The 18,841-nt window shown below is 70.4% G+C and carries 16 protein-coding genes; 3 read left to right on the top strand and 13 right to left on the bottom strand.

Going from position 1 to position 18,841, the window contains the following annotated elements; genetic code table 11:
• Window positions 1-50 precede the first annotated feature (50 nt).
• Together AORI_RS75125 and AORI_RS75130 are read right to left on the bottom strand one after the other, a co-directional pair.
• On the bottom strand, window positions 51-1,571 hold the full coding sequence (locus AORI_RS75125; protein ID WP_016337102.1) for an amino acid permease: 1,521 nt from the start codon (window positions 1,569-1,571) through the stop codon (window positions 51-53).
• A gap of 237 nt (window positions 1,572-1,808) precedes the next feature.
• Window positions 1,809-2,723: a cation diffusion facilitator family transporter gene (locus AORI_RS75130; protein ID WP_016337103.1), complete on the bottom strand. Its 915-nt coding sequence runs from the start codon at window positions 2,721-2,723 to the stop codon at window positions 1,809-1,811.
• A gap of 143 nt (window positions 2,724-2,866) precedes the next feature.
• Between AORI_RS75130 and AORI_RS75135 the strand changes: the two genes are divergently transcribed.
• Complete coding sequence (locus tag AORI_RS75135; protein WP_016337104.1) at window positions 2,867-5,866, top strand: AfsR/SARP family transcriptional regulator; 3,000 nt, start codon at window positions 2,867-2,869, stop codon at window positions 5,864-5,866.
• 52 nt (window positions 5,867-5,918) lie between these two features.
• Here the strand turns inward: AORI_RS75135 and AORI_RS75140 are convergent, their stop codons facing one another.
• The 6 genes from AORI_RS75140 to AORI_RS75165 form a co-directional block, all read right to left on the bottom strand.
• A complete protein-coding gene (locus AORI_RS75140; protein ID WP_016337105.1) occupies window positions 5,919-6,428 on the bottom strand; it encodes a hypothetical protein in 510 nt (169 codons plus the stop codon).
• Between the two features lie 147 nt (window positions 6,429-6,575).
• Window positions 6,576-7,799 (bottom strand): mannose-6-phosphate isomerase, class I, encoded by a 1,224-nt coding sequence (manA, locus tag AORI_RS75145; RefSeq protein WP_016337106.1) that lies wholly within the window; start codon window positions 7,797-7,799, stop codon window positions 6,576-6,578.
• A 66-nt stretch (window positions 7,800-7,865) separates the two neighbouring features.
• The gene (locus AORI_RS75150; RefSeq protein ID WP_043848372.1) at window positions 7,866-8,957 is read right to left on the bottom strand and encodes a hypothetical protein; all 1,092 of its coding nucleotides are present in this window, start codon (window positions 8,955-8,957) and stop codon (window positions 7,866-7,868) included.
• Window positions 8,941-9,162, bottom strand: coding sequence for a Trm112 family protein (locus AORI_RS75155; protein ID WP_016337108.1), 222 nt, complete (start codon window positions 9,160-9,162; stop codon window positions 8,941-8,943). Before AORI_RS75155 ends, AORI_RS75150 begins: the two co-directional genes overlap by 17 nt.
• 52 nt (window positions 9,163-9,214) lie before the next feature.
• Entirely contained in the window at window positions 9,215-10,570 is a 1,356-nt protein-coding gene (locus AORI_RS75160) for a phosphomannomutase/phosphoglucomutase (protein ID WP_016337109.1), read from the bottom strand.
• A gap of 72 nt (window positions 10,571-10,642) precedes the next feature.
• Window positions 10,643-10,996, bottom strand: coding sequence for a DUF3499 domain-containing protein (locus AORI_RS75165; RefSeq protein WP_073848429.1), 354 nt, complete (start codon window positions 10,994-10,996; stop codon window positions 10,643-10,645).
• Between the two features lie 117 nt (window positions 10,997-11,113).
• On the opposite strand from AORI_RS75165, the gene AORI_RS75170 reads away from it, so the two are divergent.
• Window positions 11,114-11,545, top strand: a complete 432-nt coding sequence (locus tag AORI_RS75170; protein ID WP_016337110.1) for a metallopeptidase family protein — start codon at window positions 11,114-11,116, stop codon at window positions 11,543-11,545.
• A 425-nt stretch (window positions 11,546-11,970) separates the two neighbouring features.
• Here the strand turns inward: AORI_RS75170 and AORI_RS75175 are convergent, their stop codons facing one another.
• Both AORI_RS75175 and AORI_RS75180 read right to left on the bottom strand, forming a co-directional pair.
• Complete coding sequence (locus AORI_RS75175; protein ID WP_043848373.1) at window positions 11,971-15,243, bottom strand: glycosyltransferase family 2 protein; 3,273 nt, start codon at window positions 15,241-15,243, stop codon at window positions 11,971-11,973.
• Between the two features lie 132 nt (window positions 15,244-15,375).
• Window positions 15,376-15,759, bottom strand: a complete 384-nt coding sequence (locus AORI_RS75180; protein WP_007028952.1) for a WhiB family transcriptional regulator — start codon at window positions 15,757-15,759, stop codon at window positions 15,376-15,378.
• A gap of 171 nt (window positions 15,760-15,930) precedes the next feature.
• Here AORI_RS75180 and AORI_RS75185 point away from each other — a divergent pair, with 171 nt between their 5' ends.
• Window positions 15,931-16,692, top strand: a complete 762-nt coding sequence (locus tag AORI_RS75185; RefSeq protein WP_016337112.1) for a site-2 protease family protein — start codon at window positions 15,931-15,933, stop codon at window positions 16,690-16,692.
• Here AORI_RS75185 and AORI_RS75190 read toward each other — a convergent pair.
• The 3 genes from AORI_RS75190 to mshB are packed head-to-tail and all read right to left on the bottom strand — an operon-like array spanning window position 16,676 to window position 18,721.
• Complete coding sequence (locus tag AORI_RS75190; RefSeq protein WP_016337113.1) at window positions 16,676-17,482, bottom strand: hypothetical protein; 807 nt, start codon at window positions 17,480-17,482, stop codon at window positions 16,676-16,678. The two genes, AORI_RS75185 and AORI_RS75190, sit on opposite strands and share 17 nt — an antisense overlap.
• On the bottom strand, window positions 17,475-17,882 hold the full coding sequence (locus AORI_RS75195) for a hypothetical protein (RefSeq protein WP_016337114.1): 408 nt from the start codon (window positions 17,880-17,882) through the stop codon (window positions 17,475-17,477). Before AORI_RS75195 ends, AORI_RS75190 begins: the two co-directional genes overlap by 8 nt.
• A complete protein-coding gene (gene mshB / locus AORI_RS75200) occupies window positions 17,879-18,721 on the bottom strand; it encodes an N-acetyl-1-D-myo-inositol-2-amino-2-deoxy-alpha-D-glucopyranoside deacetylase (protein ID WP_016337115.1) in 843 nt (280 codons plus the stop codon). The genes AORI_RS75195 and mshB overlap by 4 nt, the downstream gene beginning before the upstream one ends.
• Window positions 18,722-18,841: the final 120 nt, after the last annotated feature.

The following is an 18,841-nucleotide window of genomic DNA, read 5'->3' on the forward strand; positions in this document are numbered from 1 at the left end:
AAACGGCCCACCATCCACAAAGGAATGGTGGGCCGCCGAAACGAGAATGATCAGTCCGAAACGGACGTCGGCGCCTCGTCCTTCTTCTGCTTGCCGAGCAGCGAATGGCGACGGCTGTAGACGAAGTAGATGAGGACACCCAGCACCATCCACGCGATGAACCGCAACCAGGTCAAAACGGTCAGGTTCAGCATCAGCCACAGGCAGGCGAGGATCGCCAGGATCGGGACCACCGGCACCCACGGCACCCGGAAGGCGCGGGGCAGCTCCGGCCGCGTCTTGCGCAGCACCATGACACCCGCGGACACCAGGATGAACGCGAACAGCGTGCCGACGTTGACCATCTCTTCCAGCTTGTCGGCCGGGAAGAAGGTCGCGGCGACGGCGACCAGTCCGCCGACGACGATGGTCGCCCGCTTCGGCGTGCCGTTCGCACCGGTCTTCGCCAGCGAACGCGGCATGAGGCCGTCACGCGACATCGCGAAGATGATCCGGATCTGGCCCAGCATCAGGACCATGACGACGGTCGTCAGACCGGCGAGGGCACCGACCGAGATGATGTTGGCCGCCCAGTCGACGCCGTTGGCCGCGAACGCGGACGCGAGCGTCTTCTTGCCGCCATCACCCGCCGAGGTGGCGAGTTCCTTGTAGTTCACCATGCCGACGACCACGAGCGACACGGCGACGTAGAGCACCGTGACGATGGCGAGCGAGCCGAAGATGCCGCGGGGCACGGCCTTCTGCGGGTTGCGGGTCTCCTCCGCGGTGGTCGCGACGATGTCGAACCCGATGAACGCGAAGAACACCAGCGACGCCGCGGCCAGCAGGCCGAAGACACCGAACGAGCTACTGCTGCTGCCCGCGAACACCGAGAACAGCGACTGGTCGACCCCCGTGGCCCCCGTCTCGGCGCCGCTCTGGGCCTCCGGGATGAACGGGCTGTAGTTGGAGCCCTTGATGTAGAAGATGCCGAGCACGATCACGAACAGCACCACCGCGACCTTGATCCCGGTGATCACCATCGAGAACCGCGAAGACAGCTTCGTGCCGAGGGCGAGCAAAGTCGCCAGCACCAGCACCACGATCAGGGCGCCCCAGTCGACGGGGACACCGCCGATCTCGAACGTCGTCTTCGTGCCCTTGCCGAAGATGTAGGAGAGCACGGTTTCGAGATAGGCGGACCAGCCCTTCGACACCGCGGCCGCGCCGACCGCCAGTTCCAGGATGAGGTCCCAGCCGATGATCCACGCCATGAACTCGCCGAACGTGGCGTAGGAGAACGTGTACGCGCTCCCGGCCACCGGGACGGTCGACGCGAATTCCGCGTAACAGAGAGCCGCCAGCGCACAGGCGATGGCGGCGAAGACGAACGAGAGCGACACCGACGGACCGGCGTAGTCGCCGGCCGTGCGCGCGGTGAGGGTGAAGATACCGGCACCGATGACGACGGCGACGCCGAAGACGGTCAGGTCCCACGCGCTCAGGTTCCGCCTGAGCTTGGTCCCCGGTTCGTCGGTGTCCGCGATGGACTGCTCGATGGATTTCGTACGCCACAGACCGTTTCCGGGCACCCTTGACCTCCTACACCTGACTGCGGTTCAAGGGACCCTATCGCCCGGTCGTGACGGCAGCGCGGTGGGAGAGCAACGAGGTACCCAGAGGTCGCGGCGGTAATCGGCGGAGTGCGGACAGTTGCTCCGGATGGCGGTCGCGCCCCGCCTGGCCCGGATGTCATGAAAGGGTCGTTCAGGACGAAAAATGTCCTGAACGACCCTTTCATGACATCCGTGAAGCGAGCCGGGACCGGGTCAGGCCAGCGCGCGGTCCAGGTCCGGCTCCAGATAGATCAGCTTCGCCGTCGGCACCTTCGCCCGCACACGCGCTTCGGCGTCGTCGATGGCTTGCGCGATCTCGGCGGTCTCCAGCCCCGGCACCAGCGCGAGCTTCGCGGCCACCAGCATCTCGTCCGGCCCGATGTACAGCGTCCGGATGTGGATGACCCGCTCGACCTTGCCCGCGGCGAGTTCGTCGACGATCACGTCGAGGTCGGTCTCGGAGGCGCCCTCGCCGATCAGCAGGCTCTTCATCTCGATGATCAGGATGATCGCGATGATGCCGAGCAGCACACCGATCGTCACAGTGCCGACGCCGTCCCACACCGGGTCGCCGGTGATGACCGAGAGCCCGACACCGGCGAGCGCGAAGATCAGGCCGAGCAGCGCGCCCGCGTCTTCGAGCAGCACCACCGGCAGTTCCGGGGTCTTGGCCTGGCGGATGAAGGCCCACCAGCCCGCGTCGCCCTTGATCTTCTTCGATTCCTGGATCGCGGTGTAGAAGGAGTACGACTCCAGCCCGATCGCGACCACGAGGATGCCGACCGCCACCAGCGGCGAGGTCAGGTCCTCGGGATGCGAGATCTTGTGGATGCCCTCGTACAGCGCGAACACCGAGCCGAGGCTGAACAGCATCAGCGCGACGATGAACGAGTAGAAGTACCGGTCCCGCCCGAAGCCGAACGGGTGGGTGCGGGTCGCCTTGCGCTGCGAGGTCTTCTGGCCGAGCAGCAGCAGGCCCTGGTTCGAGGTGTCCGCGAGCGAGTGCACGGACTCGGCCAGCATCGAGGACGACCCCGTGATGAGGAAGCCGGTGAACTTCGCGGCCGCGATTCCGGCGTTCGCCACGAGCGCGGCGATGATCGCCTTGGTTCCGCCACCTGCAGACACGTGCAACTCCCCAATGGTGTCCCGATATGCCGGGTTCGAAGGCTAGCAGTGCAGATGAGCCGGTACACGGCGGGCGGGACAGGTCACAGAATTGTCGGGACCCCTCGCTAGTCTCGCCCCTCTCATGACCTGGGGAGGTGCCCGTGCCGCGATTCGGCGTGCTCGGACCGTTGACGATCGAGGATCCGCCCGGGCGGCGCACGACGCCGCGCGGCGATCATCAGCGTGCCCTGCTGGCCGTCCTGCTGCTGAACGCGAACTCCTCCGTCCCGGTCGATGCCCTGGTCGAGACGCTCTGGCCGGATACTCCGCCGAAGTCGTATTCGTCGAATCTGCACACGTACGTCTCGCGCCTGCGGGCCCGGTTCGAGGGGCTGGAGATCCAGCGGGATCCGCATGGCTACCGGCTGGTCGTCGAGCCCGCCGACCTCGATCTGCTGTCCTTCCGCGAAGCCGCCGCGGCCGGGAAGGCGGCGGCGCGGGCGGGTGATCCGGCGACGGCAGCCGGGCACTACCGCCGGGCGCTGGCGGAATGGCGCGGGCCGGTCCTTTCCGGACTGCACATCCCCCGGCTCGACGCCGACGTCGCCCGGCTCGAGTCGGAGCGCCTCGCCGCCTTCGAAGACTGTGTCGACGCCGAACTGTCCGACGGCAGGCACGGCGAGCTCACCGGCGAGCTCCAGGCGATGATCACCGAGCATCCGTTGCGCGAGCGGCTGGCCGCGCAGCTGATGATCGCGTTGCACCGCGCCGGACGGCAGGCCGATTCACTCGCCGTCCACCGCGATCTGCGCGCCACCCTCGTCGAGGAGCTCGGCGTGGAACCGGGGGCCGAGGTCCGCCGGGTGCACGCCGCGGTGCTGCGCGGCGAGGATCCGGTGCCCTCGGCCAAAACCGCGCCGATCTTCCCGATCTGCCAGCTACCGCCGGACATCGCCGATCTCGCGGGCCGCGAGAGCGAGATCGCGAAGCTCTCCGGGCTGCTCGGCGACGGCACGGGCGTCCCGGTCGCGGTGATCACCGGCGAGCCGGGCGCGGGCAAATCCACCCTCGCGGTCGCCACCGCGCACAGGCTCCGCCGGTCCTTTCCGGACGGACAGCTGTTCGTCCCGCTGGCCGGCGCCTCCGATCCGCGCGACCTCTCCGACGTCCTCGGCGATCTGTTGCGCGCGCTGGGTGTCACCGGGCCCGCCATCCCGGACGACGTCGAAGCCAGGGCGGCGGTCTATCGAGGCCGTCTCGCCGATCGCCGGGTCCTCGTGGTGCTCGACGACGCCGCGAGCCCCGAGCAGGTCCGCGCGCTGCTGCCGGGCACGCCGGGCACCGCCGTCCTGATCACCAGCAGGCGAAGGCTTTCCGGGCTCGCCGGGGCGGATCGTCTCCCCCTCGCGCCGCTGTCCGGGGCCGAGGCGATGACCCTGCTCGCCCGCCTCGCCGGGCCGGACCGCGTGGGCGCCGAACGCGCGGACGCGGAACGAATCGCCAAGGCCTGCGGCAATCTCCCCCTGGCGTTGCGGATCGCGGGCAGCAGGCTCGCGATGCGGCCGGGACTGCCGCTCGGGAAGCTCGCCGGGCGGCTGGAGGACGAGGTCTCGCGCCTCGACGAGCTCCAGGTCAGCGATCTCCAGGTCCGCGGCAGCATCGCGTTGAGCTATCGGGCGCTGAGCCCGGCGGCGCGGCGCGCGTTCCGGCTGATCGGCCGCTGCCGCACCCTCGACCTGCCCGCGTGGGCGGTGACGACGCTGATCGATGACGAAGGCGCCGACGAGGCCATCGACGAACTCGTCGAGGCCAGCCTGCTCGAAGCCACCGGCCTCGACCCGACGGGCGAGCAGCGGTTCCGCGTGCACGACCTCGTCCGCGTGTTCGCCACGGAGCTCGGCCGGGAGCTGGAGACCCGCGACGAGCGGGTGGCCACCGTCGCGAAGGTGTCGGACGCGGCGCTGTGCCTCGCCGACACGGCGGCCCGCCGCCTGCCGAGGACGGTGCCGATGCCGTTGTCGGATCACGATGTCCCCGCCCAGCCGCTGGAGGCCGAGCTGGTCGAGCGGCTGCTGCGTGATCCCGGCACCTGGTTCTCCGTGGAGCGGGCGAACCTGGTTTCCGCCGTCTCGTCGCTGTGCGCCGTGGGCTGGCGGCGGAAAGCCTTGCGGATACTGGAAAGACTGAGCGCGTACCTGTATTTGCACAGTCATTACACCGACATGCGGACGGCATACGAGACCTTGCGCGACGCCGCCCGCGAGGCGGGCGACCGGCGCATCGCCGTCATCGCGGAGGCGAATCTGGCGGTGCTGCTGCATGTCCGCGGCGAGTACGAACGCGCGGCCGAGGGCTATCGCGCCTGCTCGAAGGAATTGGCGGAGCTGGGTGACCTCGCCACCCGGGCGTGGGTGGAGACCAATCTGGCGCACTGCCTGGTCGGGCTCGGCCGGGCCGGGGAATCGTTGCACGCCGCCACCCAGGCGCGCGAAATGTCCACTGTGGAGGATTCCGGGACCCATGCGAGACGAGCGGAATCCGCCGCCCTGCACCGGTTGGGCAAGATCTCCGAAGCGCTGGAAATCGATCGCCGGATCCTCGCCCAGGCACGGGAATCGGCCGACGACCGGCAACTCGGCGTTGCCCTGCAAGGGCTTTCGTGGTCGCTGATGCTCGACGGCCGCCAGGAGGAGGCCTTGGCGACGATCGAGGAATCGGTCCGCGTCCTTCGCCGGACGACGGCGAAATCGGCGCTGGCGAAGTCTTTGCGCACCCAGGGCGCGATCCTCGCCGGCGCCGGGCGGCGCGACGGCGCGGTGAAGGCCTACGAGAACGCGCGGCGGCTGGCCGGAGCACTCGAAGAACGGCCGAGAGAGCTTTCCTGCACCCGCGCGATCGCGGCGAGCTGGATCGGCGACGGCCGGGCCGACCGCGCGATCCCCGTGCTGCGCCGATGTCTCGACGAATTCCGTGCCATGGGCGGGAAACCGGCGACGGGCCTCACCCTGCACGTGCTGCGCAGGGCGTACGAGGCCGTCGGGGAAACAGAAGCGGCCGAGGCGGCGGGTGAAGAGGCGAAGCGATTGGAAGTCCCCCACGACGCCAACGCTTCGACCCTCGTCCGGTTGCTGTTGTCGCTCACCGAACCCGCCCCGGCCTGACCGAGTGGTGCCCGACCCCTCAGACGGGCACCACCCGGAAGTCACCTGCACTTCACCAGGCGGCGAGCCGCGATCCCCGCCGTCCGGTGGAGAACCAGGCCAGCGCGATCGCCAGGACGCCGTTGGCCATGGCGTCCCACACCGGCGGGGAGGCGGCCCCGAGTCGCGAGACCGCGAACATGGTGATCAGCCCGGCGACGGTCAGCATCACGCGGACGGGCTGGGTGCCCGTCACCACCAGCGCGGCGGTGAGCAGCACCTGCGCGCCGAGCGCGACGAGCACGACCAGCGGGAGGTTCAGCCTGCTCTCCGCGCCCGCGGCGAGCTCGTGCAGGCCGCTCCCCGCGGCCTTGACCGACTCGATCGCGTCACCGGCGAGCCCCGCCATCGCCTGCGCCGAGCCGATCAGGTCCTGGCCGCTCGGCACCGGGAGAACCAGGTCGACGACCGGGACGAGCGCGGTCACGACGGCGAATCCGAGCGCGGCGAGCAGGACGGCAGGGCGCACGGGAACCGGCGCCCGGAAAGCACGTCCGCTCGCCGCGCCGGGATGGGAAGTCACTGCTGTCGCTCCTTGGCTGTCGATGTCCGGGACGAGCCGACGCCAAGCGCCGGGTCACCCCTTCGGTCGATAGTCGCGGAACCCGCCACACGGAACGCACACACTTCGGCCAAGCCCGCATTCAGAGGACGAAACGCGGGAGGAGGATCAGCAGGTGCCGGCGGTGGCGCGGAACACCTGGGTGCGCTCACCGGACAGCGGCCGCACGCGGACCGCCGGGTCGGCGGCCGGGAGCCACACCGACTGGCCGCGGCGGAGTTCGACCTGCTCGCCGTCGTCGGCCGTCACCAGCAGGCCACCGGCGGTGCACAGCAGGATCTGCGGCCCGACGTCGTGGACGGCGACCTCGCCGTCGTCCCCGGCTTCCCATTCGATCCGCGACAGCTCGAACTCCGGCGCGTCGGTGCGGTACACCGACAGGCGTTCCTCGCGCTCTCCGCTCTGGACCGGCATCTCCCCGCACGCGAAGTCGACGACGCGCAGCAGCTCCGGCACGTCGACGTGCTTCGGGGTCAGCCCGCAGCGCAGGATGTTGTCCGAGTTCGCCAGGATCTCGACGGCGGTGCCGTGCAGGTACAGGTGCAGGTTGCCGGCCGGCAGGTAGATCGCCTCGCCCGCGCTGAGGGTGAGCCGGTTGAGCAGCAGCGCCGCGAGCACCCCCGCGTCGCGCGGATGCGCTTCGCCGAGCTCCAGGATGGTCCGGCATTCGACGTCGAACTCGCCGCGTTCCTGGACGTGCTTCACACACGAATCGAGGACCTCGGGCAGCAGCTCGTCGAGCGCGGCCTGCGGCAGCGTGATCCAGGTGGTGAACAGCGCGCGCAGCCCGGCCGGATCCGGCTGGGCCTCCAGTAGCACCGCGTACTTCGCCAGCCCGGGCGTCTCGATCGCCTTCAGCAGCGCGATCGTGCGTTCCGGGTCGCGGAAGCCCGCCAGCGCGTGGAACTCCGTCAGCGCGCAGACCAGTTCCGGTTTGGCCGTCGGGTCCGGGTAGTTGCGGTTCGAGGCGTCGCGCGGGATCCCCGCCGACTCCTCACGTGCGTACCCCTCCGCCGCCTGCGCGGCTGACGGGTGCGCCTGCATCGAAAGCGGCTCTTCGGCGGCGAGGATCTTCAGCAGGAACGGCAGCCTGCCGCCCCAGCGGCCGGCACACGTCGTGCCGAGCTGGCCGACCGGATCGGCTTCGACGAGCTCCAGCAGGCTCCGCTCGGTGCCGTCCGGGCCGATGACGTGGGACGGGTCGCCGGGGTGGGCGCCCATCCACAGTTCCGCCTCCGGATGCGGCGCCGGCACCGGACGCCCCAGCAGCTCGGGGATCGTCGTCCTGGACCCCCACGCGTAGGGCCGCACGGCATTGCGCAGCAGCTCCACTGTCACCTCAACTCCTCGCCGGGCACGGGTGGTGCCGGCCCTCATTGCTTATGTCGCGCTCGGGACTCACGCCGTTGCGGGCGTGTACCTCCCGGCGCCGCCGATGCTGCCGACGGCCAGCCCCAGGTAGACCGCGGCCAGCTCGAAACGCAGGGCGAGAACGGCCGCACGCACGATCTCGTCCGTTTCGATCTCTTCGGCCGGGGCGATCACGTCGCCGCCGGGCAGCAGGTCTTCCGCCTGATAGCGGGCCGCTTCCGCGGCGGGCCCGGTCCGGACCGAGAGGAGCAGCACCCTCGGCGTCGCGCCCGCCCCCTCCTCAGGGTCCGCGAAGATATCGCGATCCACGCCGCCGGACAACGCCGCCCGCCGCAAGGCGGGCCTGGCCAGTGCCTGGCGGTAGTCCTCCACGTCACAGACGACGGCGGCGTGCGCGGCGAACGCGTGGGCCGCGTGCTCGCCGACGGCGACCGCGACCGGGTCCAGCCCCCACAGCAGCGGCTGGCGCTCGGCCAGCTTCAGCGCCATCGCCTTGGCCGGGTTCGCGAACGACTCCCTGGCCAGGTAATCCTTCTCGGCTTCCGCGTCGAGGTGGTCCGCGAGCTGCTCCAGGTCGGCCACCAGCAGGCCGAGGGCGTTCGCGGTGAGCAGGGCGGCGGCGAGCCCACGCGGGAAGGCCATCTCAGGCGGCACCGGGAGCCTTGGCGCGAGCAGCAGCCCCTTGCCCGCGACGGAGGCCGCGACCGGGCCTTCGGCGGGCGCGGACAGCACGACGGTCGCGCCGAACCGGGCGGCGCGTTCGAGGGACGCGGCCAGCTCGCGATCACCCGCGTCGTCGGTGTGCGCGAAGACCACGTCGAGCGCGCCGATCCAGCTCGGCACCACCTCGGCGACGACCACCGGCACCGGGCACGACGGGGTCAGGAGCGCGGCGACCAGCCGGGTCAGCGTCCGGCTCACGCCCGGCCGGTCGATCAGCACGAGCGAGCGCGGGCGCCCGACGTCCAGGCGATCGCTCAGCTCGAGTTCGGCCGCGGCTTCGGCGGTCGCCCGCACCTGGGCGCCCGCCATCGCGGCGGCACGGAGAAGCCCCGCGGTGTCGGCCTCGGCCAGCCTCGCGGGATCGTCGAGCAGGGAATCGTCAGGGACCGTCGGCATGGGCGCCATCCGGGGTCGTCGGCTCGGTGGCTTCGTCCAGCAACAGTACCGGGATTCCATCACGGACCGGATACACGCGACCGCATTCCGTGCAGGTCAGTGCGTCGGCCTCGGGATCGGCCGCCGTCCCCGGCCGCAGCGGCGCGTGATCGGGGGACGGGCAGGCCAGGATCTCCAGCAACTGTGCGTCGAACGTGACGGCCATGCTTACTCCCTACCTGTGGGACATCTCTATGTGTGTTTTCACGACACATTCGTTACCCACGGACGATCGCCAATACGTCTTCGGTCAGCGCCCGGACGGCCTCGGCGTCGGCGGCCTCGACGTTCAGGCGGAGCAGCGGTTCGGTGTTGGACGGGCGCAGGTTGAACCAGCCACCGCCGGGGAGCTGCACGGTGAGCCCGTCCAGTTCGTCGATCTCGACGCCGTCACGCGCGCCGAAGGCGTCCTTGACCGCCATCATGCGGGCGACCTGGTCGTCGACGGTCGAGTTGATCTCACCGGAGGCCGCGTAGCGCGAGTACTCCGCCGTCAGCTCGGACAGCGGGCCCGCCTGCTCGCCGAGGGCGGCGAGGACGTGCAGCGCGGCCAGCATGCCGGTGTCGGCGCGCCAGAAGTCGCGGAAGTAGTAGTGCGCGGAGTGCTCGCCGCCGAAGATCGCGCCGGTCTTGGCCATCTCGGCCTTGATGAACGAGTGCCCGACCCGGGTGCGCACCGGCTTGCCGCCGTGCTCGGCGACGATCTCGGGGACGCCCTTCGACGTGATCAGGTTGTGGATGATGGTGCCGCCCGGCTCCTTCTCCAGCTCGCGGACGGCGACCAGGGCGGTGATGGCGCTGGGCGAGACGGGCTCGCCGCGCTCGTCGACGACGAAGCAACGGTCCGCGTCGCCGTCGAAGGCGAGGCCCGCGTCGGCGCCTTCCTCGCGCACCTTCGCCTGGAGGTCGACGATGTTCTTCGGGTCGAGCGGGTTGGCCTCGTGGTTCGGGAAGTTGCCGTCGAGTTCGAAGTACATCGGGACGACCTCGATGGGCAGGCCCGCGAAGACCGTGGGGACGGTGTAGCCGCCCATGCCGTTGCCGGCGTCGACGACGACCTTCAGCGGGCGGCTGCCCGAGAGGTCGACGAGCTTGCGCAGGTACGCCGCGTAGTCCGCGAGGACGTCCTTCTCGGTCACCGAACCGCGCTGACCCTCGAAGGCGGGCACGCCCTGCTCGACGGTGTCGCGGATCTCCGCGAGACCGGAGTCCTGGCCGACGGGGGCGGCGCCGGAGCGGCACAGCTTGATGCCGTTGTACTTCGCCGGGTTGTGGCTGGCGGTGAACATGGCGCCGGGCAGGTTGAGCGAGCCGGACGCGAAGTACAGCTGGTCGGTGCTGGCGAGGCCGATCGACACCACGTCGAGGCCCTGCGAGGTCACGCCGTCGGCGAAGGCGGCGGCCAGCTCGGGCGAGGAGTCGCGCATGTCGTGGCCGATCACCACGGAGTCGGACTCCGGCTTGATCAACAGGGCGAACGCCGATCCGAGGTCGCGGACGAGTGCCGCGTCCAGCTGCTCACCGACCACGCCGCGAATGTCGTAGGCCTTCACGATGCCCGAAAGGTCTGGCACGCCTGCTCCCCGCCAATAGTCTCGTTACAACGCCCTCTGGCGCGCTCGAAAGCCTACCGGCGAGCCCTCGCGTCAGGCGCGGCCGGGCAGGACGCGCAGGTGGCCGCGCCTACCCGAGGGCCCCTCGGGTTCGGGCTCGGGTGCGGGCTTGTCGGAGCGACCGGCTTCGCGCACGGCCTCGGCCAGCGCGGTCAGCTCGTCGGCGGAGGGATCCGGGGCGGCGAAGGCGCCTTCGTGCCGGACGACTTCCCAGCCCTTGGGCACGGTCAGCCGGAGGGCGTGGGCCTCGCAGAGGTCATAGGAGTGCGGCTCGCTCGCGGTGGCCAGTGGGCCCACTACGGCTGTCGAATCGCTGTAGGCATACGTGAGCGTGGCGACAGCGGGTTCGAGACAACCCGTTCGCGAACACTTTCGTACGCTCCGCACGATCGAGAACGATAGCGCGTCGCGAGCCCGGCGTAGGCGGCGACACGCGCTTTGAATCGCCGAGCGCGTACCCTTCGGTGCGTGGCGACGGCTCGTGATTCCCGACAGCGACGGCGGATGCGACGGGACCGGCACGGCCGGGGCCTGCGCGGAGCGCTGTATCCGTCGACCCTTCCCGCCGCCGCTAGCAGGGCGGAAAGGTTCGACGCGCTGGTTTTGGACGCGCTCGAACCGATCGAAGCGCGGTGGCGGCACGAGCTGACGAAGCTCGACGTCGCCGTCGACGACGTTCCCGAAGTTCGCTCGGATGGCGCACCGGCCGGAGTGGACGGGGTGCTGCACGACGGCGCCGTCCCGCTTTCGCGGCTCGTGCCCGCCGGCGTCGACCGCGCCGGCCTCCCGACGCGCGCCCGGATCGTCCTCTACCGCCGCCCCCTCGAAGCGCGCGCGAAGGACCCCGGCGAACTCGCGGAACTCGTCCACGACGTCCTCGTGGAACAGGTCGCGGGCTACCTGGGCGTCGAACCCGACGTCATCGAAGGCGAATAACCCCTGCCCAGCCCCCGCCCTTCCCCGGGGGGCGTCCCCAGCCCAGTGTATCGGGAGGGACCGACGGGACCTGCGGAAACGGGGCCGGAGGGCGAAGTTGTCCACAAGGGGAAAGGGTTGTGGACAACTCAAGGGCACGAGGCTGGGGCCGGTGGCTCCGGAGGGTTCCCAATGTCGCATTGGGGTCGCTCAGCGTCTCAAATGCGACATTGGGAACCCTGAGCCGTGGCGCACCCGGAGGCGGGGCGGAGGCAGGGCGCCCCCAATGTGGCATTGGGGACGCTGAGTGACCCCAATGCCACATTGGGGCACCCTGCGCCCATGCAGCGGGTCGAGCTGTCCTGAAGGCCCCCTTTGAGACGTTGAGCGTCTCAAAGGGGGCCTTCAGGACACCCGCACCGCACCAAGCCAAGCCACACCGAACCTCAAGAAACCGAAGCCCGACGCCGCGTAGGAACAGCCGTAAGCAGCGTGAACAGCACAGCCGCCACCTGCGCCAGCAGCAGCAGGTTCCGCGTCGTCCCCTGATGCTCCACCACGACCTCCGAAGGCGTGGGCGGCACCGAGACCGCCACCTGGTGCCCCCAAGCCCGCACGATCGGCACGGCCTTGCCGTCCACGCTCGCCTGCCAGCCCGCCTCGAACTCCGCGGCCAGCACGAGCAGCCGTCCGGTCGGGCCTTCCGAGACGCGCACCCGCACGTCCGGCAGCCCGGCCTGCACCGGCGCCACCCCGGGTGACGCGCCCGGCGCGCCCTTCCCGGTCACGGCGGCCTGCGCCAGTTCCGGCGAGATCAGCGCCACCTGCCCGCCGGCGGGCAGCAACCGCAGCACCGGACGCCCGTCCGAGGTCGGCGCCGCCGAAACCACCAGGTCTCGCGCGAGTTCGACGAAGGCGCCGCCATCCGCGCCGCTCGGCAGCACGACATACGACACGCCCGACGCCAAAGCGGCCGCGAAGGCCTGCTTCACCGCGTCCGGCGAGCCTTGCAGGAGGTCCCGCCGCCACGAAGCCAGCCGATCGGCGCTGCCCGGCGTCGGCGCGAATTCGTCGTCGCCGAAACTCGGCAACCGCCCACCGGTCTGCCGCGCGAGGTCACCGATCACCAGCACCGAACGGCCACTCGAAGCCAGTTCCGCCGAGATCTCCGGCGCCAGCGAGGGACGTTCGCCCGCCCGCAGGGGCCCTTCCCGTCCGGCGACGACCGCGCCGGTCGCCAGCGCCAGCAGCACGAGCACTCCCGCCACGGCCGTGACCTTCGCCAGCCACGGCGCGGGATCGATCCCGGAACCGCCCCGCTGCCAGGTCGCCAGCACCGTCCACAGCAGTCCCGCGCCGATCACCAGCAGCGGCACCCCGGCGTACCCGGTCGCGTGCGCGCCGCCCGACATTGGCGTCACCGCCACGAACCGCACCGCGACGAGCCCGAGCGCACCCAGCACGACGACCGCGACACCGCCGCCCGCGCCCTTCGTCGGCCGCACCACCAGCGCGACGATCGCGGCCGCGACCAGCGCCACCCCGATCGGCCAGGCGCCGGGACCGCCCGGGTCCAGCCCGGCGAGATCGGCGCCGGACGCGGCCGTGGCACCACCGCCGAGCCCGTGCAGCAGCAGCTCCGGATGCCTCAGCAGCACACTCGGCCACGGCAGCAGCAACGCCAGCGGCAGGAACACCACGATGCCGACCGACGCGATCCGCCGCGCGAGCCCGGTCGGCGAAGGCAGCACCACGAACCCGATCACCAGCCCGACCAGCGCCAGCGCGTGCGCCAGCGGAGAGAAGGCGCCGATCAGCGCCAGCCCGATCGCGCTCAGCGCGGAAACGTGCAGCCAGCGCGAGTCCGCGCGGACCAGCAGCCCCACGATGCCCGCGATCACCAGCGGCAGCAGCAGATGCACGACGACGACGTCGAGCCGTCCCTGCGCGACCGAAGCCGTGGCCGCGGGAAGCACGCCGTACGCCGCCGCAGCGACGGCACGCACCCAGCGACGCACGCGAAGGTGCCGAGTGGCCACGTACGCGCTCAGGGCGGCGAGAGGGATGTCACCGATCAGCAGGATCGCGACCAGCGCCGCGGGACCACCGATCGGTGTGAAGATCGCGCCGATCGTGCCCAGCACCGGCAGCGTCGCGGGCGCGGGACTCGCCGTCCCGCCGGCGATCGCGTGCCACGGCGCGAGATACGACGACCAGATCTCGCCGAGCCCGCCGACCGGCAGCAGTTTCCCGCCGAAGAGGTCAAGCCCGAGCCGGGAGCCGTTGACCACGAACGCGAGCGCCGTCAGCACGACGAGCATGAGCACCGGCGGGGCGAACACGGTCGCGCCGAGCACCCGCTTCCGGTCGACCTCGACGAACACGAGTTCCGGTTCCGGCCGACGTCCGCCGTCCCTCGGTACCGGCGACGGTTTCGGCCCCTCCGCCACGGGCTTTTCGGGAACCGCGACCGCGACGACCGCGCTGGGCCGCCGCAGCCCCGTCCCGCGTGAGCCGACGCCACGCAACGCCCCCGCGGGCAGCGCACCGGGACCGACCGGACGATCTTGCCCCGCCTTCAACGCCTCCGGCGGGATCCAGGCCCCCTCCTGATCCACACCCTCCGGCACCGTCCCGAGGGCGAAATCCCGTTCCACGCCACGCCGCACGAGGCCGACGACACCGGCGCGCACGGCGTTGCGCACCCGCGTCATCCGTCCGGTGAACAGGCCGCCGACCTTGCCGGGCCGTCCGGTCTTCCGGCGTTCCGCCCGGGCCGCGCGGAGTCCGCCGTGACCGCGCAGCAGATGCCAGGTGGCCGCGAGTTCCGCACCCGCCTCGCCGGTGCGCCGAAGCAACAGGAACGCGAGCGCCCGCAGCACCGCGAAGACCGGGATTCGAAAAAGTCCGAACCAAAAGGACAGTGGCGGGCAATTGACGAGGAACACCCGGAGCCCGTGCGCGCGGTTCGCCGTGGCGAGGGGAAGGCCGAGGGCGTCCGGTTCACGCTGTCCGGTGCTGAGCGCGCGGGCGTGCCGCAGCCGGGCCGACGGCACCGAAAGCACGCGGCCGCCCGCGGCGTTGGCCCGCCAGCCGAAGTCGAGATCCTCGCGCAGCAAGGGAAAGCCGGGGTCGTAGCCACCGAGGTCGTGCCAGACTTCCCGGCGCACCAGCGATCCCGCGCTCGGCACGGCGAGTACGGCGGTGTCGTTCTCATCCGGTGAGATCTGCTGCCGATGGCCGATCGCGTCGGTCGACAAACCGGCTTCGACGATCAGGCGCGGGTCGCTCCAGTCGACCGCGAGCGGGCCGAGCACCGTCGCGGCGGGCTCGTTTTCGGCCGCTGCCAACAGGTTTTCGAGACACCCGGGTTCCGGCGCGCAGTCGTCGTGCAGCAGCCAGAGCCAACCGCCGGGGTCGCCCCAGCGTTCGACGGCGTGCTCGACGGCCTCGCCCACCGCGGCACCGAAGCCGACGTCACCGGAAAGTGTGAGAATCCCATCCAAGACCGGCGCTTCGCGGTCGGCCGCCGCGTCGGCGAGGATCTTCGCCGTGCCGTCGGTGGATCCGGTGTCGACGGCGAGTACGTGCCGCGGCCGGACACCGCTGCGCCGCAGCGCGGAAAGCGCCAGTGGCAACCAGTTCTCGCCGTTGTGACAGACCACAATGGCCAGAACGGGGGCCGTGCGCGGCACAGATGACGCGGCAGTGCGAGACAACGGGCACTCCAGATGTGGCGGCGAAGTCGAGTGCCGCCACCCTACGACGCGACCCTGTCACCCGTTGGTGGCCCCACTGGGTGGATGCGAACGGAAGCGATCTCCGGCGCACGAGGCCGCCGGAGATCGCCGTCACACAGCTCGCTTTTTCAGTTTCCTACGCTCACGTTCGGAGAGCCCGCCCCAAATACCGAACCGCTCGTCATGCGCGAGGGCGTACTCGAGGCACTCGTCCTTGACCTCGCAACCGAGGCAGATCCGCTTGGCTTCACGGGTGGAGCCGCCCTTCTCGGGGAAGAACGCCTCCGGGTCCGTCTGCGCGCAGAGGGCCCGTTCCTGCCAGTCCTGCTCTTCCGCGGAGGCATCGTCGAAAAGCTCGGTGAGATCGCCCAGTTGCTGCTCCGGGACCTCACCCCAACCCACGACTTGCCCCCATTCCCTTCCATCTGCTTCCAACCGCACGTCCGCCTCCTCGCTGTCCACGCACTCCCCAGGCTGGCGGTGTTGAAACACCATCCGCCGCCCCCTTCCAGCGACGAATGACATCACTGTGATTACACCCGTGTAGTGCGGTCAGGTCAAGCCGAGTAGCGAGTTCGGGGGATACTCACGCCTCATCGCGCAAGGGGACACGCCGACAACTTCACATCGGGCATACGGAAGACTGGAGGGGTGCAGAGATCAGCAGTGCGGCCAAGCCCGATCTTCCTCGGCATCCTCGCGGTCACCGTCCTGGGCGGTGTACTGGCGGCTTTCGGTGACACGACGACGATTTCCAGCCAGAAGTACGACCCGCTCATCATCATCGGCGTCGTCCTGCTCGTCGCCGGCGGCTGGGTCGCGTCACTGACGCTGCACGAGTTCGGCCACGCGATGGTGGCGTTCCGCGGCGGCGACCACAGCGTCGCCCACAAGGGTTACCTGTCCATGGACGTCCGGAAATACACGGATCCGGCACTGTCCATCATCCTGCCGTTGGTATTCCTCTTCATCGGCGGCATCCCGCTGCCGGGTGGCGCGGTGTGGATCGAACACGGGCGCCTGCGGTCGCGCGGAGTCCAGTCGTGGGTTTCGCTCGCCGGCCCGCTGAGCAACCTCGGCGTCGGTGTCCTGCTGACCCTCGTCGTCGCGCTCGTGCCGATGTCGTCCGGTCTCGTGATCGGGCTTTCGTTCCTGGCGCTGCTTCAGATCGTCACGTTCATCCTGAACATCCTGCCGATCCCCGGCCTCGACGGCTGGGGCGCGATCGAGCCCTACCTTTCGCCCGGCGCGCGCGAGTTCGGCGCGAAAGCCCGGCCGTGGGCGCCGATCGTGCTGTTCGCCGTGCTGTTCCTCGTACCCGGGGCCAGCTCGTTGCTGTGGCAGGGGTCCTTCGCGGTCTTCGACACCGTCGGCGGGTTCAAGCTCGCGGCCATGTACGGCCAGGACGCGTTCATGTTCTGGAAGTGAGCTCGCCGTCGGGGTGCTCGGTGAACCATTCGTGCGCCCGCTTCCAGACGCGTTTGAGACCGGACCGCTCGCCGAGGTAGTCGCCCGCCATCCCGACCACCGGCAGCTTCCCGAGCGCACGGTGGAAAAGACGGCCGCGCGGCCGCTTCTCCAGTTCTTCGACGATGCCCAGCAGTCCCCGGCCGAGCCGCCACAACGTGCCGGCGGCGGCCTTCAGGGTGATCTTGCCGTGCTTCTTCTTCGCGTCGTCGAGTTCTTCGGTGAGCTTCGCCGCTTCGTCGTCTTCGGCGGCCTTGTCGTGTTCGGCGTGTTTGCCCGCCGCGACCACCGGGTCGATGTCGCGTTCGAAAAGCACCCACGCGATCAGCCGGACACGGGCGCCGACGTCGGTCACGCCGTACTCCCCCGCGATCGCGCACAGCAGCACCCCCTGCGCCGCCGAGCCGAGCGCGTCCTGCACGGGTAGCCGGTCGGCGAGCGCGCCGCCGAGGCCGGGGATCGCGGTGATCAGCGCGGTGAACCGGCCGACCCGGTTCACCCACCAGTCGGTCCGCTGGTAGTTCGACATCTCGGCCCACGCCGCGGTGCCGGGCACCTTGACCGAGGTGATCCCGTTGAGCAGCTTGTCCTTCAAGCCGGGTTCGACGCCGTCCAGATCCTCGTGGCGGCGGCCCCTGGCCTGCAATCCGAACGGATCCGCGTCCCGCAGCGCGTCGACCATCGGCCCGCAGGCGCGGACGAACGGCCGCAGCACGGCCACCACCTGGCGGTCCGAAATCGCTTCACCCACCGCTGACTCCCTTCGCAGGCCTTCCCAGACCGCCACCCAGCGCCAGTGCTCCCGGCAACGCCCCGCCACCGATCAGCAGCAAGGCCCGCCAGTCCTGTATCAGCACCAGATCACCTCCGGGTCCGGTCGCACCCATTCCGAGTACGACTAGTACCCAGACGAGCAGCGGAATCACCGAAAAGGAGGGCCGCACCACTTTCGCGGTCGTCCGCACCAGGAGCGGGGTCGTGAGCACCGCGAGCACGACGGTCACCGGCAGCGGCGCGTCCCCGAGCTTCGGCAGCACGATCCCGTCGAGGCGGAGCGGCAGGAAGAAGAGTTCGAGCAGGCCGAGCAGAAACGCGTCGAAGGTCAGCAAGACGAGCAGCAGGCGCTGCCGCGACGTGAGCGGCTCACTCACTTCGCGAGTCCCCCGAACAGATCGGCCGCGGCACCTTCGGCCGGTCCGTGGGCGAGCACGAAGTACTCGTTCGGGGTGATCGGCTGCGCGACGTCGTTGCTCAGCGCGAAGTGGTCGGCGAGATGCGGCAGCGCCGGCACGCTCACCTGGGTCTCGTGCGCCCGCAGCGCGGCCGCCTTCGCCGGGATGTACGCGCCGACGTCCAGGACGGTCGTGATGGTCTCGTCCGGCGTCACCGGCAGTTCGCCGTCTTCGGGAACCCGGAACGTCGAGCGTCCCCGCAGCGCGGCGAGCCCGGCCGTGACGGCGTCACGCGAAGAAACGGTGTGGAATACCCGCTCGACCGACGCGGCCTTCGGCGCCGCGGCCATGGTGACCTCGTGCGCGCGGATGTGGTCGGGGTGCCCGTAACCCCCGAAGGCGTCATAGGTGACGACGACCTGGGGCCGCACCTCGTCGAGGATCTCGGCGAGCTGAGCAGCCTGCTCGTCGAGGTCGCCACCGGAGAACGCGCGCGGATGGGCCGCGGACGGCGTCCCGGCCATCCCGGAATCGCGCCAGCGGCCGATGCCGCCGAGATACCGGTGCCGGGTGACGCCCAGCGCCGCGCAGGCCGACGCGAGCTCGCCCGCGCGGTAGCCGCCGAGCTGATCGGAAGCCCACGAACCGAGACCGTCGAGGGACGGCGGGATGATCTCGCCTTCCTCACCGAGAGTGCACGTGACGACGGTCACTTCGGCGCCTTCGGCCGCGTAACGCGCGATGGTGCCACCGGTGGTGATGCTTTCGTCGTCCGGATGGGCGTGCACCAGGAGCAATTTGGGCCGGTCTGAGATCACGGCTTGAAGACTAATTCGAACACGGCGCGCTTTCCTTTATAGGGTGTCGGGAACGGAAGCCGGAGAGCACCGACCTTAGTAGGACGACTCTCGGTTATCCTCGCGCGAGTCATGGCCGAT

It is taken from the genome of Amycolatopsis keratiniphila (assembly GCF_000400635.2).
In the GTDB taxonomy this organism is placed as follows: Bacteria; Actinomycetota; Actinomycetes; order Mycobacteriales; family Pseudonocardiaceae; genus Amycolatopsis; species Amycolatopsis keratiniphila.